We start from the raw sequence: 17363 nt of genomic DNA, 5'->3' as shown, positions 1-17363 counted from the left end.
TACAGAACACATGGAAAAGAAATTATTCAATAAATATTTTATCGGAATCACACTTATTAACTTCATTGTCTATTTGATCTACTATTTACTTATGGTCATCATCGCAGTCATTGCTCAAGATGATCTACATGCTACCATGAGCCAGGCAGGTTTTGCATCAGGGATTTACATTATTGGTACACTATTAGCTCGCTTATTTATGGGAAAACAATTGGAACTTTTCGGTCGTAAGTTCACATTGCGTGGCGGTGCGATCTTTTATTTCCTTTCAACTCTAGCTTATCTTTACACACCATCAATCGGTGTTTTATATCTTGTTCGCTTTTTAAATGGTTTTGGTTATGGAACAGTTTCAACTGCAACAAACGCAATCGTAACTGCCTATATTCCTGAATCTAAAAAAGGTGAAGGAATCAACTATTACGGTTTAAGTACAAGTTTAGCTGCTGCTATTGGACCATTTTTAGGGATGATCTTACTTAATTTGACAGATTTCCACTTTATTATTTGGTTCTCAATCGTACTTGTTTTTCTTGTAACAATTGCTTGTATATTTTTCCCAGTGAAAAATATCGTATTGTCTGATGAACAAAGAACTTCATTACGTTCTTGGAACATCAACGGCTTTATCGAAAAGAAAGCTTTATTTATTACTGGTATCGCATTTTTGATGGGTCTTTCTTATTCAAGTGTTTTGTCTTTCTTATCTTCTTATACTAAAGTCATTCATTTGGTTTCCGCTGGTTCGTTTTTCTTCGTAGTATATGCTTTAGTCATTACCTTTACTCGGCCATTAACTGGACGCATCTTTGATGCAAAAGGTGAACAATATGTCATGTATCCTAGCTACCTATTTTTAACAGCTGGTTTATTCTTATTAAGTATAACAACAAATAGCATTACTTTATTGCTTTCTGGTGCACTCGTTGGTCTAGGATATGGAACATTTATGTCAAACGGTCAAGCGGTTTGCTTAAAGATCGTGAAGGAGCACCGAATCAGTATTGCTCTTTCAACCTACTTTATCGGTTTAGATTTAGGTCTTGGTGTCGGCCCTTATTTGATGGGTATATTGAAATCACTCACTTCATTCAGAGGATTATATGTGATTTCAGGGATTATCCCGTTGATTTGTACTGTTCTTTATTTAGGATACAATCATAAAAAGAAGCAACAAATAAAACTTGAAATGAATTAAACTGAGCATTTGCTAACAGAATGATTCTCACATAACGCAACGATTTCACAAATAGCCAGATGGTCGCAAAAATATCTTTCATATTTTTGCGACCATCTGGCTTATTTCTTTTCTATAAAAATGATTCGATTCATCTACTCCTAAAAAAGTTTTTATCTTTCCTTTTTAGTTAAGCCATATGCTGCCAATTCATAAAGGCGCACTGCCGAATCGGCTCCTTGTGTTGGTTGACTAACAGTCAATCGAATAAATCGTGCGGGCGTTGCTGTAAATGTATTGAGGGTATTGTTAGAACTATTGTTTACCGTACGAGAAACTTCATGAAAATTTAGTCCATCTTCACTCAGCTCAAGTGTATACGCTCTCGTGTTCATACTTGGACTTTCTCCTCCTGCTGAGGCATGTGCCATCTGTACTTCACCTACTATTTTTACTGATCCTAAATCAACTGTCAGGGTATGTGGCGCACTACCTGTTGCACACCATTTTGTTCCTAAATCTCCATCAACAGCGAACTTTGGTGCTTCCGCTTCACTTACATAAGAAGAAGCTTCTACTTTGGCATCTTTAGATAATAAGGTTAAACCATTTTGTGCTTCATTGGTAATAGTGATGATTCCTTGCATTCTATTCGTGGTTGTACCTGCCTCATTGGTTGCGGTCAATTGAACATCGTAGACCCCTTCTTTAGAATAAGTCACCACAGGATTTTGGTCTTGACTTGATTCGATTGAGGCCCCTTCAAACGTCCATTGGATATTTTGTGTATTTGCCGAAGAAGTGTTTCTAAACTCAATTTTTTCACCTGGCGCCGCTATCGTTTTAGATACAGAAAAAGAAGCCTTAGGTGGTTTCATCTGTGGCCAGTCAAACGTGACGATCTGTGACGATTGGCCTTGCTTGCCGTAAAGATCAACAGGCACGATTTCGATACCTGTTACTGATTCTCCTTTCCGTTCAAGCGCATCAATAAAATGTGTTTCTGCAGATGTTGCCCCGATAAATGAACGCTCACCATTTTCCAGTACACGGAAAATTTCATAGCGTGCATTTTGTTCTGGATGAATACTATTCCATGTCAATCGAATGCCTGCATGTATCCCTTCTTCATCAAATTTGGCCTCTTCGATTACGGGATTTTCAACAATTGATGCGGATACTTTTCCTTGTGGTGCCGCAACGATCTGTCCAACATTCAATGTATATTCGCTATTGTCAGTGAAAGAAGATAGATCATAAGAGATGGAAGTCACTACTTTACCCGCCGCTTTATTTAAGTGATAGACAACCGTAGTCCAATCATTTGTCACTTTTTTATTCCCTTTAAATGTTTCACTTGTTCCATCCTCAAATTCCAGTATGAGGTCTAAGTTTGTGCGGTCCGTTGCTTTTGCAGTAGTTGTGAATGTCATATTTTTTTCGATTTTAGCCTTTGTTTGATACAACTTGATTTTATTTGGTTCTTTTGCAGCTATCTTTCCAGCTAATGCAATTGAACTTCCACCATTATAAGCAGTCGTATAATCAATACTACCTGACAACTCACTGCCGGATCCCTGTTCAATGATCCAGCGATATGTTGGCATGATGTCTTGCAGACTACGATTGTTCCATTCTGTTGTTGAAATCGGTGTTCCATTCAAATAATAGCTATAGCCATTTCCAACATTAAAGTTCGTCACAAATGGCCATTGTGTAATCGCGGTTTGCTCAACTGCGAAGGTAGAGATCCCTGGCCATTCAATCCCTTCTGGTAAAACACCCTTAGTCGGATCATTCTGTTTGTTTACCCAGAAATGTTCTTCTTTTTGTTGATATTCATTTGGATCACTAGCAGAAGAATACGTCCAGCTTGGAACATATAAGCCTAATGAGGTATAGGGTATGCCTTGATTGTCAGCAAAAAGATTCCATCTTACCGGTGTATCATATCCTCTTTCTTGAACATCGATTCCGGCAAACAAATCATATGGATCAATCCCTAATGTTTCAGCTTTTTCTTTTGATTTACGTAATAAATCTTGACTGGCTAGTCGGTCGGTATTCCACCAGAAATTAAGAAACATGCTGTCTGCTACAGGATTCAAATCGGCATCCACTAGATAATCTTGATTTTTCTCTGTCAGTGCATTCTGCCAATCCATCTTCCCCTCATTTGTCATCGAATCATACCACATGACTTCCAATTCATTACTCGTTTTTTCTTTAAATTCAACGATTAGTTCTTTCATTAGATCTGCATGTTTTTTCGTTAAGCCTATCTCTGTTTCTTGGTTGATAAACCACCCATCAAATCCATATTTCTGAGCAACTTCAATTATTTTATCAACAATGGGAAAATGGCCTGATGCATCCTTTTTTAAAAATATATCGAGCCATTCGATTTTTCCGCCATGTGCTCCTTGAGGGAAGAAGATCGTTCCAAGAACTGGCACACCATTTTTGTGCGCTGCATCTGTCACATCTGGACTTGGTGGAACGATTATTCCTTCACCAGCCGAACCGCCCCAGTAAACTAACTGATCAATATATTGCCAATTTGAAAAAACATTCGCATCAAACGTGTTTGAACCTCGTGGCGCATTACCGCTTGTACTACTATTCATGATCGATAAAGCAACCACTTTCATCTGTTCATTTTGCGTTTTGTTTGCTTTTATCAATTGAGATTTTTCTACTCTTTTTGCTAACGGTTCCGTACTGACGTTATATTTAGCATCTGCATCTTTCGCAAATGACCACTCTAACAATTCATCTGGGAACCAGTAAGATGATTCTGGCTGATTCTCCATTGAAGTGGCCACTGCACCTTGTGTTTCAGGTTGTTCCTCAGCAATGACAGGCATAGTTCCAAAAAATAATCCTATGATTCCAAACCCAACTAGTGTTCCTATTTTAAAAGTCTTCGCTAGCTTTTTCATTCAGTCCTCCTATAATATGTCGCAACCTTTATTTTAAATAAAAATATCCCCGCTCGATGCTCCTTTCTATCCAATAATCGTTCCAATTAAAATGATAGCGCTTGCTAAAAGGTGTGTACATGAACATATTATAGATTTATCAGTACAAATCATAGATTATGTTATGGAGTTTCAGGTATCAATAAAAACAACGAATGTGATGATCATTCATTTTCGTGAATTGATCTTTTGATAGTTCTTTACTTGTTACTAAGTAATCGATCTCATGGCATGCAATCGCTTGATGCATAAATCGTTGCCCTACTTTCTCTTGTGTTGCCAATACCATCAAATGGTTTGCTTGCTTCCGGAACGCTTTTTTTAATAGTGCTTCGCCTTCATGTGTTTCGGTTACTCCTTGAGTAAAATCGAAGCCACGGCAACTAATAATAGCTAAATCTGCGGAATAGGTTAGTACGTCGTTGTAAGCTTTTGAGCCATTGATCGTCGCTCTTTTTTGAACGATCGTCCCACCTACGATCGATACTTTCGCTGATGTAAATTCGCTTAGCATTGCTGCTGTGATCACGCCGTTTGTAATGATCTGCAATCCTTCATATCTTCCTAGATTTCGAATCAGGTGCAAACTAGTCGTGCTAGAATCTAAAAACAAGACCATATCATCTTTGATCAAAGATGAGGCAATGTCTGCGATCTTTCTTTTTTCTGTTTCTTCATCTAATTGATTGATTTTCATCAAATATGGCACATCGATTTTTTGATTATCTACTAACATTGCACCGCCACGAACTCGGCGAATCAAGCCACTTTTTTCTAAGGCTACAAGATCACGCTTGATCGTCGCCTCACTGTAATTAACTAGATCGATCAGATCAGTGATTCTTACAAACTGATTGCTTTTTAAATGATTCACGATTTTCTGTTGACGATCTTCTACTTCACTTAGCATTTCCGTCTCCTCCTATTCTTTGCATCTACTTTAACACCAAAAAGAGCTTTGGCAAAAGCCAGCGCTCTTTTGGATCATGACTTTTTAATATAGTTCTGCTTTACCAATCGTATTCAGTACACCCATTTTATGCTTCACTACCTCTTGAACCTTTTTATTTGCGTAAGGATAGACAGCATTTGGTTCATACATTTCTGGATTGTCGCTCAATATTTCTCGTAGTGCATCAAAGAACACACTCTTGAGATCTGAACTGAGATTGACTTTTGCCACTCCATATCTGACTGATTCACTGACTTCCGCATCTGGATTACCTGAACCACCATGCAATACAAATGGCTTATCGATTTGCTGATTCAACTCTTTCAATAATTCGATATTCAATTTTGGCGTTTTGTCTTTAGGATATAATCCATGAGCTGTGCCGATAGCAATTGCTAATGAATCGATATTCGTTTCTTCGACAAAATGTTTTGCTTGTTCAGGATCCGTATAGATGATGTTCGCCGCCCCACCTTCTGCAGAGCCGTTATTGCCAATCGTGCCAATTTCTGCTTCTACTGAGACGCCCACTGCATGAGCTAATGCAACGACTTCTTTGGTAATCGCTAAATTGTCTTCAAAAGATTGTAAAGATGCATCGATCATCACCGAAGTATAACCATTTCGTATCGCCCGCAAAACATCTTTCACTGTACCACCATGATCCAAATGAATCACTACAGGAACCTTACTATTATGGGCATAGGCTCTAACAGAAGCAATGAATTCATCATTGAGATAAGCAATTTCATCAGGATGGATCTCTAAAATAACTGGAGCATTTAGTCTTTCAGATTCTTCTATGATCGCTTTCAACATATCATAACTACAGATATTGAAAGCCGGAACGGCAAATTGATTTTCCTTTGCAACTTTTAGTAACTCTTTCATTGTATATAACATTATGCTCCCACCTCATTTGTTCGTTTTTCTTCTTTTACTTTTTCTGTAGCTGTCTTTTCTTCCGCCGATTTTTTTAGCAATCCTAAGGAAAGTGCTGTAACAACTGTACCAGAGGCAATCGCCACTAAATACATTGGTAAATCATTCAACACATTAGGGATCAGCATGATCCAAATACCGCCGTGAGGGGCCATCGAAGTTACTCCAGCTGCCATCGAAATCCCTGCAGCAGTAGAAGACCCGATAATCAAGCTAGGAATAACGCGAATGGGGTCAGATACCGCAAAAGGAATCGCTCCTTCTGTAATATAGGAAGCTCCTAGTATCCAGCATGATTGTCCAGAAGTTTGTTCTTCCTTCGTAAATTTTTTCTTGAACAAAATCGTAGCTAACGCGATACCTAAAGGTGGCGTCATCCCTGCAGCCATACAAGCTGCAATCGGTGCATTCACACCTGCCGACATCAAACCGATGGAAAATGTAGAAATCGATTTATTGATAGGTCCACCCATGTCAGCCGCCATCATGACCCCAATAATCAGACCAAACATCAATCCTGATGTATTTCCTAAACTATTCAACCAGTTAGTCAACGTATCCAATAACCAAGAAATCGGCTGTTCGACAATGAAAACCATGGCTAGACCAACAATAAGAATCGATACAAACGGCACTACGATCAACTGATAGATCGAAAGAAGTTCTTTTTTGATCGTTACTTTATTTGCTAGAAAATCAGTCAGATACCCCGCTAATAATCCACCGATCATTCCGCCAAGAAACCCAGAACCTCCAGTTGAAGCAAGTAGGCCAGCAACAATTCCTGGAGCAAATCCAGCTTTTCCAGCAATCGAAGTGGCGATACCTGCTCCTAAAGCCGGCACCATCATGGCAAACGCTGTATCGCCACCAATACGTGACAGCGCACCTGCTAATGCATTATAATTTTCTGATTGCGGATCTGAAGCTGTAATACCGAAAGCAAAGCTCAACGCAATGATAATGCCTCCAGCAATTACAAATGGCAGCATATAATTCACGCCACTCATAAAATGATTATAGAGAGTTGGCTTTTGACTTTTTCTTGCTTTTTGTTTCGTTGCTCCTGAAACTTCACTTACTCCAATTCCTTCTAATGCCTCTTTGATCACCAGTTCCGGCTCTTTGATTGCCCGACTCGTGGATACTCGTTTTACTTCTTTACCTGTAAACCGTTCCATACCAATCTCTTTATCAATTGCTAAAATAATTGCTTGTGCCTCTGCAATTTCACTTTCCGTCAATGTATTTTCAGTTTTGATTCCTTGTGTTTCAAACTTTGCTTCAAGATTCATTTTCTTAGCAGTAATCTCTAGTTTTTCCGCTGACATATACGTGTGGGCAATTCCAGTAGGACAAGCTGTCACACCAATTATTTTCATCATTGTTCTCCCCCATCTACTTTTTTACTAGCATACCTCTGATACCTGATAACAATAGTTCGGCTTTTGGATAGTCGCTTTACTCAGTTAAACACGTGAGGATTTCTGCTGCAGTAACTGCCTCTTTCAATTGTTGTCTAAATACTGGATCGATCAATTTTCGTGACAATGAACTCAAAATTTCTAAATGTTCGTCTGCTGACTTTTTAGGTACGGCGATTGCAAACACACATTCAATCGGCTGTTCATCCATTCCAACATATTCGGTAATCCTTCCGCTATGGATAAAGCAGAGTGTCGGCTCCAGCACATACTTACTTTTTGCATGAGGGATACCAAATCCATCCTCTATCCCCGTTGAGGTCTCATTTTCTCTTTTTAGAAAATCCTTGATGATTTTTTTAGAGTTCTTGACTCTGCCACTTGCTTCCAACCTTCTACCTAAGCAATCAAACAATGAACCTTTTGAACGAATCGTCTCATCGAAAATAATCAATTCTTCTGTAATCAATTGTTCAATGTTCATTTTCATCACCTCTCTATCCGATTTGTTATCGCTTTCTTTTTTAACTGTGGCAAGTATAGCATCGCTAGCTGAACCGTTCAATGCTTTGACCGAATAACGAAAACAATGCAAATTTACTAAAAATAAATCATAAAAATGAACGATTTAGCTCACTTTTTTCACTAATTCATGACACAAGCTAAAGGAATTATGTTCAACTTCATCCTTTTCTATTTACGCCATGATGTAAAAGTGATTATTCACATCTCAACTTTTCATGCAACCTTATCAAACTAATTGACATAAAGTAAAAAGGTAAACCCATAAAAAAATCCAACAGATGGCTTATTCGGACACAAAAAACGAAGTAGATTTCTCTACTCCGAAAAAGTATGAATTTTTGAGGTTGTTTCCGTTTTGACAGCTTTTATTTAGTACTCAGCTAAATTTTTTCCCATACCCCCCATTGTTGGACCGTTTCTGGGTTGACGTTTTGATTCCACCATTTCGCACGATATTTTTGACCATTAAGTGTAACGATTTGTCCAGTAAGATAGATAGCCGAAGTACTCCACTCCCCATCTTTTCCAGATGCTTCTGGGCTGACTAATGACCAAGGTCCCCATTGACCTGATTCGCTTGGGCGATCATTTTTCGTCCAATGATTAGCTACATATTCTTTGCCTTCAAACATCACTTTTTCTCCACCTAAGTAAATCTTATTAGGATCCCATTGCGGAATTGTTTCTGGGCTATTTTCTTTCGTTACAAATGACTGACTGACTTCATCCGATTCATTGGCAGAAGTGTCTACCGCTCTTACGGTTACTTTATATTCTTCTCCAGCTTGCAACCCATTAATCGAATAATTTAGGCTAGTTACTGTATGTTCCGTCGTCAAACCTTTACCAGTAACATTTACGATGTAGTGAGAGACAGCTACATTATCTGTTGCAGCCTTCCAGGAAACAGTTGCGCTTTTTTCTGTAATGTTTAGAATCGATAGGTTACTTGGCGCCGTAGGTTTTTGATTATCAACAGGCATCTTTTCTGTTTGTACCGTTAATTCATTACTTAACGCAGAAGTATTTCCTGCAGCGTCAATTGCTTGCACGCGATACGCATATTCTTTTTCTGCTTCTACAGTCGTGTCCGTGAAGCTAGTTGTTTTTGTTGTACCGATTTTGTTTCCATCGCGGAAAATAATATATTCTTTCACAGCCACATTATCTGTTGCTGAATCCCAGTTCATAGCTGCTGAGTGATGAGTTACTTTATTCGCAATTAGATTTGTTGGCATTGTTGGTGCTTCTGTATCTGGCTCAAGATCAGTTTCACCGAATGTTTGAGCAACTTTTGTAAATTCAAATCGATTCTTGACTTGTCCAACACCGTTATCGATTTTTGCATCTCGATTGATCGACCAGAATGAAACCATTCCTATGTTCTTCTCAACCGCGTGATCGACAACTTGTTTCATCATTTCTGTCGTAAAGTATGGATGTCCGGTATTTTCAAAACCAACAGATGGTGTTGTTCCTAATTTTGCATAGGCTTGTTCTGTGGTTAAATCAATCCCTGCATATTTTTTGAAGTAATCTTTCACTTGCTTCATTGTATTATCCACAGCATCAATTGATCCTTTTGCATAATCTGGTACACTAGCACCATAATACATCGTCATGATATTTATATTTTCTAGATCAACACCTTCTTCAAGGTATGCTTTCAATACATCAAGCCCCGTTTGAATCAAACCTGTTGGCATTACCGGTAATGTAAGTGTCACCTTCACGCCAGTAAGTTCTTGGACTTTCTTTATCGCTTTTGCATTTGCTTTGTTGTGCTGATAATCCATTGCTCCTGCTTCTACGTCTAGGTCAATTCGAGTCAATCCGTAACCTTCGATCAATTCCTGATATGCATTAGTCAGGATCGTGACATCTTGTGTCAACTCCCAGAAAGCACCAGAATTTAGTCCACCAAATGAAAGAGCTACATCTCCACCCTCTTCGCGTAGTTCACGGATTGCTTTTTTAATTCCTTCATATTGCCACTGGTCATTGGTTGATTCGTTAAGGCCGTTGAATCCGCCCCATGCCCAATTTAGTCGACCATTCACTACACCGGTTGCTTGCATAAAGCCAAGATTAAAGAATTTAGTTTCCGATTGTTTCGCAATTTCAGCTAAATTAGGTGCACCGTTATTGCTAAATTCACTATCTGAAACATAAGCTGTCATATCTACGAATGGTGCCATGACTTGCGCTGGCCATTGGATTCCTTGTCCCACTCCAAAATCAACTGTAGCCTTTTGTTTGACGGTTATCGTTTTTTCTTGACGAGTCGTATTGTTGTCACTATCTGTCACAGCATAAGTTAAGGTATATACTCCAGCTTTTGTTGTGTCAACACTGCCAGTAACCTCGATTTTATCTGTCAAATCACCATCTTCTTTATCTGTCGCAGTCACTCTTGCTAAAGGATCAAAGCTTTCGCCCACAGTGATCGTTTGATTATTTACTCCGAACAATTGTGGTTTTTCGTTACTAATTTCTTTTTAACCGTGATCACACGTTTTGCAGTGGTCTCATTTCCATCAGAATCGGTAACTGAATAAGTCAGTGTATAACTTCCTTCTTCATTCGTGTTAACTCTGCCAGTAACCTCGATTTTATCTGTCAAATCACCATTTTCTTTATCTGTCGCAGTCACTCCCGCTAAAGGATCAAAGCTTTCGCCCACAGTGATTGTTTGGTTCCCTACACCAGAGATCACGGGTGCTTGATTACTTTCTGCTTCCCCAATGATTGTTTGAGAAGACAATTGTGTTTTATCATCATAGTATTGCTCTAAGACCACCGACTCAATCTGGTCTGGAGAAACCTCATGGCTGTCATTACGCACCAGTTTGAATGTATATGTATTTCCAGGAGTCAAGAAACGCCCATCATAAACAGCAGCTAGGTCTACGATTGTTTTGTTTCCATCAACGGTTACAGTCCCTGCCTTGTAGTCTCCACGAGCTAAGGTTGCGCCATCTTTTAGAGTGAAAATCAGTTTAGGTCGTTTCACTGTACTATAAAATTTATCCGCTGGTTGCAATGCATTTCCAGCATAATTTTCTAAAACTTCATTGTTCTTAAGTGTGAGTTCAAACCCTTTCTTCCCAGAATCCGTTGAGCCTAATTGAATATCCATATCTACATCTAACCGTAAATCATAGTCCTGCTTTTGTACCGGTAATGCTTCCTTCCCAAATAGACCTTCTTTAATTGCTTTAGTTAACTCGTCACGGACTGCACTATTATTTGTTGCTTTGTCCTGTGAAGCCATCCATGAGATCATTCCACCTAATTGATGTTTTTTTACGTATTCCGCCTTAGCAGTTACTGAGCGGACGTTATCGAATGTATAAAAATCTTTTGTAGATTCACTATACATGAATGGTGCCTGCGCCTCTTCATCCCAATATTCTTTTAAGTCAGGCATCTGTGCTTTTAGTCTATCAATACTGCGATAAGACCACACGCCACTCATTCTTCCACCATCACCAATAGCAGCAGTTGCTTCATTGTTTGCTCCTTTTGAAGCAGACCCGTCCGCATCTTTATTTGTCGCACTAGCAGGCTGAAAAAGCCCTGGCTGTGAAACGTCCTCACCTTTTTCGACGGTATCCCAACCTCTGGTATAAAACGCTGCACCAATGACAATTTTTTGAGGATCAATATTTTTGCCAAGTAAGTAATCAACGACAGCATCAATAGAATAGCTTGTTGGATCGCTTGGATTTGTATACAACGCTGTTTGATGTCCTGCTTTTTCATCCCAAGCACCGTGTAGATCGTAGGTCATCACATTTCCAAAATCAATGATATCAAATAATCGTTTAACATCCATGTGTTCTTCTAGTTTTTCTTTTGCTCCATGGATTGCTGTTGATAATTCATAGGTCTTGCCAATCTCAGCACCTTGTTTGTCAAGGGCGTTACGGAGATCCTGCATCAGCGTTAGATAATTTTCACGATCTTGTGGTCCTGCATCAGGTGTGCCTTCATCATTTTTATTATCGACTAAATCTGGTTGACGGACACTGTTCGGGTATTCCCAGTCCACATCGATAAAATCCATATCTGTATATTTTAGAAATTGCATTACATTTTCCACATATTTCGCTCGTTTAATCGGGTCTGCTGCTACTTTTGAAAAGTCGCCAGATTTCGACCACCCACCTAAACTAATACCCGTTTTGATATTCGGATTTTTTTCACGGAGAGCTGCTAACGCTGGAATGATTCCACCAAGTTGGCTTCCCCATTCATGACCAGAGCCAACCCCTGAAGCAAATGCGGCATCTTGATCCGGTAAAAGCAAATCACCATTGCTATCCATATCAACAAACGCAAAATTGATGTGGGTATATTGATCAGCTGGCATATCCTTTGGAAAATAATTTCCCTGCCCATCGTAAATCGACCAGTCACCATAATACATGACGTTTCGATAAGTTGGTTGTTTTTTTTCATTTGAATTTGTTTGAATTTTTATTTCCGTTGTTTCCTTTGCGTAAGTATCTACTGCTGACACCACTAGAGACATCGGAACAGCAGATATAACAGTTAGCGCTGCAGAAGATAACGTCATTACATGTTTGAATTTTTTCTTCATTACTTTTCCTCCTTATATCTTAGATGAGACTACTCGTTTACCTTTTACCAAGGTATAACTTTACTATAGCAATAAATAACTGTTACGAAGTTCCATTTTTTTCCATTATTAAGAAGTTATTGTTATTGCTTTTCTGCTTGCTTGAGTTATTCAAAATTCGCTCTGATAAGCAAAAAAGGAGGGACAAAAATCTTGTCTCCTTCCTCTTTATAGGTGTCTGTTGACTTAGAACTGTGCATATCTCATCATTTATTCTTTTTTAACTTATTCAACTTGCGATGGTTCTATCATTTTATCCTCCATGCTGCTGAACGATCCGGCTCTTCCCCCAATAGTTTCCCAAGCTTGTGACACATCAGGCGCTTCACCTTTCACCCACCATTTTGCGCGATAAGTCACACCATTATAAATAACAATATCGCCTAGAACGTATACTTTTTCCTTACTCCATTGCTGATTTCCCGGATCATTTATTGCTTCCCATACGTCAGAAACATCAGGGACTGCTCCTTTATTCCACCATTTTGCTCGGTAGTTAATCCCTTTATAGGTTACAATGTCTCCTTCAACATAAATTGACTCTTTCATCCAAGTATCAGAAGAACTATTTTCTTCTTTGGTGGTTACTACTAAACTTTGACTTTTGTCCGATTCATTGTTCTTTGCATCATATGCACTGATTTGGTAAATATAAGTAGTGTTACTATTTAAGTTAAGATCTGAAAAATTGATTTGTTCTGTTTTGGCAAGCCATTGACCATTTCGATAAATATTGTACCCTGTTACACCTGTATTATCTGTAGAAGGGTTCCAGCTTAACTGCACCGAATCAGAAGTAACTATTGCTGCTTTTATATTCGTAGGAATCGTGGGTGCTTGCGTATCTTTTTCCTCTTCGATATCACCAACTTCTCCAGTCATTTCGTCACGATATTCCCAAATCTTCTTCGTTAATTTTGGCAATCCTGCTAATTCTTTTTTACTCTCATTCGTTACTTCGATACCCCATTGTTCAAAAAATGGTGTCAGATTTTTTCCACTGATCTTTGAAGCAGAAACTACAAAATATTGGCGTTTTACTTGTTCAGATGAAAGGGACTTTTGTTCTTCTCGGTAGTGCTTATGTAAATTAGGATAGAAATCTTCTCCAAAAGCAAGTTCTAATTGCCAAAACATCCCTAAACGTATCCAAAGATCTTGCTTATCAAACTCTTTTTTCGTTTGATTGAGATATTTGAACATTTCTCTGTAAGTATTGTCTTCTTCTAAACGACTACGCTGTCCAAATGCTTTTTGTGCCCGTAGAGAATAGATGTTGACTGTAACCTCGACCATATCATACCAATCCATACGATTCATCTGATAGGTATGACCAATTTCATGCCACATTCCCCATTGGTTGAGCTTTTCAGGTTCTAATAAAGCGTCCATAGTATCCGTGTGATAAGCTGTGTGTTGATAATAGGCATACATAAAGTAATTTGAGTCCTTCGTTTCACGCATGTGCTGAACCAAACCAATCGGGTTACGATGAATAGCAGAACTTCCATCTAAACCTGCAGTTTGGTCGTGAAGTTTCACTACCTTTTCTTGCGTTTCAAGGATCTTTGTTGGATCTTTTACCAAATAAATGGATCGATCCGAGCCAGTAATTAAGACTCGATCACCAACCAACTCATACCCTGGTGCATCAGGATAGTTATTGACTAACTCTCGCCACTGTTGATTTGTCATCTCGCCCAGAATAAAGCGAGGGACAGTAATTCCCCCTTTAATTTCTACATGAATGCTGCCTTGAGGCGTTGGATCAGTTTCATTTTGAATATGAATAATTCCTTCTACATTCCCAGCAATGACATTCTTTCCTTTTTTTAGGGGAGTTCCAAAGTTTGCTCCCTCGTGATAATCGTTCAAAGCCATACTAGAAATCGTATAGGATGGCATATTCCGCTGATCCGTTTGCTCGTCCACATAAATTTCAATGGCTTCATGCATTTGTTTGTAGATACCTGTTGATTGATTCGTGCTTGGACCAAACGAATTATCTAAAATTCTTGTGCGATAATTTCCGACATGTTCACTTTGCTTAATTTCTAAACGTTTTGCTATATTTTGATTTGACTTCGTTGCGCTTGATACGATCTCTCTTTCATTTCCTTTGACTTCCACATTTAACCTGTTAGAAAAAAGAATGATCCCTAACACTGAACAACAAAAAAGAATCTTTTTTTTATTTTTCATAGCTACTCCCCATTATATTTTATTTATGTACAAAATAACAGTAACATAAAATAAAAAAAGATTTATTCATCTTTTTCTTCGAATAGAAATTAATAAAAACATCTGGAAATTTTACTATTTTTACCGAATAAAACAAATAAAAATTTAGAACTTTTCTTTTTTACATTGAAGTTCCGCTGAATAAAAACAAATTCACCTTCTATTTTAAAAATAACGAAAATATAATTTTAGAAAATTGAAGAAATTGCTTATTTTCCTCCATCATAATATAATTCTGCAAATTCATTATAATTAGAAAGCAAATCTCTCAAATTACCCTCAGAGACAATTTTTCCAGATTTCAAAAAAACTATTCTATCAAAATATGATAGTAATTCTTTATTATGAATGACTGCTACTATAGATTTTTTTGTAGAGCTCATAAACAAATTGCTAAAAATATTTTTTTCTTTTACCTTATCAATGTTACTCGTCGGTTCATCTAATAAGAGAAAGTCAGGTTGATTATACATTGCTCTAATTAAGGACAATTGCTGTCTTTGCCCCCCTGATAAATTATTTCCATTCTCAATAATACGAGTATTAATACCTAAAGGAAATTGCTTATCAAACCCTACTAAGCCACATTCAGACAAAATATTACTATATTTCTGCTCATTAAAGTTATTCGAATCAAAACAGATATTTTCTAGCAGACTACCAGGAAAGAAATTCGAATTTTGTTCAACAAAGCTAATGTTCATTTTTTCAGTAAATAAGATTTTGTACATCTGATTGTACAGATAAGAGATTTTTTATTGGCAAAATAAAAAATGGCATAATCATCTGAAAAGATATTAATTTCCCTATTGAAATAACTCCTTCAAAAACAAGAAAACCACCACGTAAGATTACTAATAACAAAAAGATGTTCTGTATTGTAGCACTTATACTAAGAGATATATTTTTAATTAAGATTTCCCTATATAGCGTTTGAATCAGTCGCTTAACGTTAATGGTTTATCGGCCACGGCAGATGCGGCATCTTTGATCCCAAGAAAACAAGGCAACACTGCACAAAACTAATTTCCCTGTGAGTTTGTTGGGTGGTTAGAATGGGAGTAGCGGGGCAGCGCCCACAGAGCCGTTTCTGTCCGTTAAGACCGCCCAATAAACACATAAGTTTGATAAAAAAAACGCTTTGATCGTGAAGATGTAAAACTATTTTTAGACAGTCTAAAAATCTAACCTTGACTTACCTGTTTTCGCTGACTATGATACCGATAAGAAAGGAGCTAATCTTCTCTTTGATGTACTGGCGAATGAATCAAAGGAGACAATTATGATTAAAAAATATAAAAAGAAAAATGGCACAATTACCTATATGTTCAAAGCATATCTCGGCATTGATCCTGTTACAGGAAAAAAGAAATATACCACCAAGCGTGGTTTTAAATCACCACAAGAAGCCAAGAAGGCTTATAATCGCTTGAAGGTACAAGTAGAGGAAAAAGATGTGGTGACGGACTCACAACGCCTTTTTTCAGAATTGGCAGATGAGTGGTTTGAACAATATAAAAATACGGTTCGTGAAAGCACCTATGTCTCCCAAAAATCGGCTTACAAAAAACATATCTTTCCTTTTTTTGGTAATTTGAAAATCTCAAAAATTTCAATTCCTTATTGTCAAAAACAGGTAAATCACTGGTATAGCTATTACAAAAAAATACTCAAACTTGATTGGTTTAACATCATCCGTTTTCAAGTATGCCTTGAGTTTACGGCTCATTCGAAATAATCACATGGATACTGTTATTCGTCCTAAACGCCAGAAACGTATTGACGAAAAGCGATATTCTACACCTTACTATGAAAAGGAAGAACTATTAGAATTCCTTGAAATTGCCAAAAACTATCCTGATCCGATTTATCCAATTTTTTCGGATTTTGGCTTTTACAGGATTACGAAAAAGTGAACTGTTAGCCTTACGCTGGAAAGATATTGATTTTGAGAAACGTACACTCTCTGTTAAACAAACTTTAGCCACTTGTGATAAGTCGGAAATCAAATTTCAAATTTCCAAAACAGAAAAGAGCCTTCGAACAATCTCGATAGACTCTGAAACATTGCAAGTAATCAAACGCTGGCAATTGAAGCAAAAAGAATATTTTCTAAAAATGGGAATCAAGCCTACAAAAGATGGTGAACAACTTTTGTTTTCATCAGAGGAGAATAAACCACTTTATTTAGACTATGTAAATCACAATTTGAAACGAATCACACCTCATGATTTTCGTCACACTCATTGTAGTTTGCTTTTTGAATCAGGTGCTTCGATTAAAGAAGTTCAAGTTCGTCTCGGACGCACCGATATTAAAACAACGATGGATATTTACACCCATGTGACGAAACGACAAATAGAGGAAACAGCGAATCGCTTTGCGGATTTTTATAAGTTCTATAGAAGAAAATAATGGGCATTTCCAGAAGGTCAAAAGTATGGTCAAAAGCGAAAAAAAGCAGACTACATCATAA

12 protein-coding genes are annotated in these 17363 nt (G+C 37.8%); 3 read left to right on the top strand and 9 right to left on the bottom strand.

Annotated features, from left to right (window positions below):
• The first annotated feature begins 10 nt into the window (after window positions 1-10).
• Complete coding sequence (locus tag DVW83_RS00170) at window positions 11-1198, top strand: MFS transporter (protein ID WP_104660102.1); 1188 nt, start codon at window positions 11-13, stop codon at window positions 1196-1198.
• A gap of 152 nt (window positions 1199-1350) precedes the next feature.
• Here DVW83_RS00170 and DVW83_RS00165 read toward each other — a convergent pair whose 3' ends face one another.
• The 9 genes from DVW83_RS00165 to DVW83_RS00120 all read right to left on the bottom strand — a co-directional run bounded on the left by DVW83_RS00165 (window position 1351) and on the right by DVW83_RS00120 (window position 15618).
• A complete protein-coding gene (locus DVW83_RS00165; RefSeq protein ID WP_104662140.1) occupies window positions 1351-4119 on the bottom strand; it encodes an endo-beta-N-acetylglucosaminidase in 2769 nt (922 codons plus the stop codon).
• 178 nt (window positions 4120-4297) lie between these two features.
• The gene (locus DVW83_RS00160) at window positions 4298-5068 is read right to left on the bottom strand and encodes a DeoR/GlpR family DNA-binding transcription regulator (protein WP_104662139.1); all 771 of its coding nucleotides are present in this window, start codon (window positions 5066-5068) and stop codon (window positions 4298-4300) included.
• A gap of 84 nt (window positions 5069-5152) precedes the next feature.
• A complete protein-coding gene (locus DVW83_RS00155) occupies window positions 5153-6013 on the bottom strand; it encodes a ketose-bisphosphate aldolase (RefSeq protein WP_137238887.1) in 861 nt (286 codons plus the stop codon).
• Window positions 6013-7434, bottom strand: coding sequence for a PTS fructose transporter subunit IIC (locus DVW83_RS00150; RefSeq protein ID WP_137238911.1), 1422 nt, complete (start codon window positions 7432-7434; stop codon window positions 6013-6015). Before DVW83_RS00150 ends, DVW83_RS00155 begins: the two co-directional genes overlap by 1 nt.
• 79 nt (window positions 7435-7513) lie before the next feature.
• Window positions 7514-7960 carry a PTS sugar transporter subunit IIA gene (locus DVW83_RS00145; protein ID WP_104662137.1) on the bottom strand — a complete coding sequence of 149 codons (447 nt, stop codon included), beginning with the start codon at window positions 7958-7960 and terminating at the stop codon, window positions 7514-7516.
• 421 nt (window positions 7961-8381) lie between these two features.
• Window positions 8382-10472 carry a fibronectin type III domain-containing protein gene (locus DVW83_RS00140; RefSeq protein WP_202978478.1) on the bottom strand — a complete coding sequence of 697 codons (2091 nt, stop codon included), beginning with the start codon at window positions 10470-10472 and terminating at the stop codon, window positions 8382-8384.
• A complete protein-coding gene (locus DVW83_RS00130) occupies window positions 10460-12607 on the bottom strand; it encodes a glycosyl hydrolase family 18 protein (RefSeq protein WP_104662136.1) in 2148 nt (715 codons plus the stop codon). The genes DVW83_RS00140 and DVW83_RS00130 overlap by 13 nt, the downstream gene beginning before the upstream one ends.
• A gap of 264 nt (window positions 12608-12871) precedes the next feature.
• The gene (locus DVW83_RS00125) at window positions 12872-14848 is read right to left on the bottom strand and encodes a M60 family metallopeptidase (protein ID WP_104662135.1); all 1977 of its coding nucleotides are present in this window, start codon (window positions 14846-14848) and stop codon (window positions 12872-12874) included.
• A gap of 248 nt (window positions 14849-15096) precedes the next feature.
• Window positions 15097-15618, bottom strand: a complete 522-nt coding sequence (locus DVW83_RS00120) for an ATP-binding cassette domain-containing protein (RefSeq protein ID WP_137238885.1) — start codon at window positions 15616-15618, stop codon at window positions 15097-15099.
• Window positions 15619-16169: 551 nt separating this feature from the next.
• On the opposite strand from DVW83_RS00120, the gene DVW83_RS15310 reads away from it, so the two are divergent.
• Together DVW83_RS15310 and DVW83_RS15300 are read left to right on the top strand one after the other, a co-directional pair.
• Window positions 16170-16625 (top strand): Arm DNA-binding domain-containing protein, encoded by a 456-nt coding sequence (locus DVW83_RS15310; protein WP_224784353.1) that lies wholly within the window; start codon window positions 16170-16172, stop codon window positions 16623-16625.
• Window positions 16626-16729: 104 nt separating this feature from the next.
• Entirely contained in the window at window positions 16730-17302 is a 573-nt protein-coding gene (locus DVW83_RS15300; protein WP_224784352.1) for a site-specific integrase, read from the top strand.
• Window positions 17303-17363 lie beyond the last annotated feature (61 nt).

It is taken from the genome of Enterococcus sp. VV15 (assembly GCF_005236045.1).
Lineage (GTDB): Bacteria > Bacillota > Bacilli > Lactobacillales > Enterococcaceae > Enterococcus_B > Enterococcus_B durans.
Note: the sequence above shows the minus strand (reverse complement) of the source record. Positions and strands in the feature narration are given on the sequence as shown.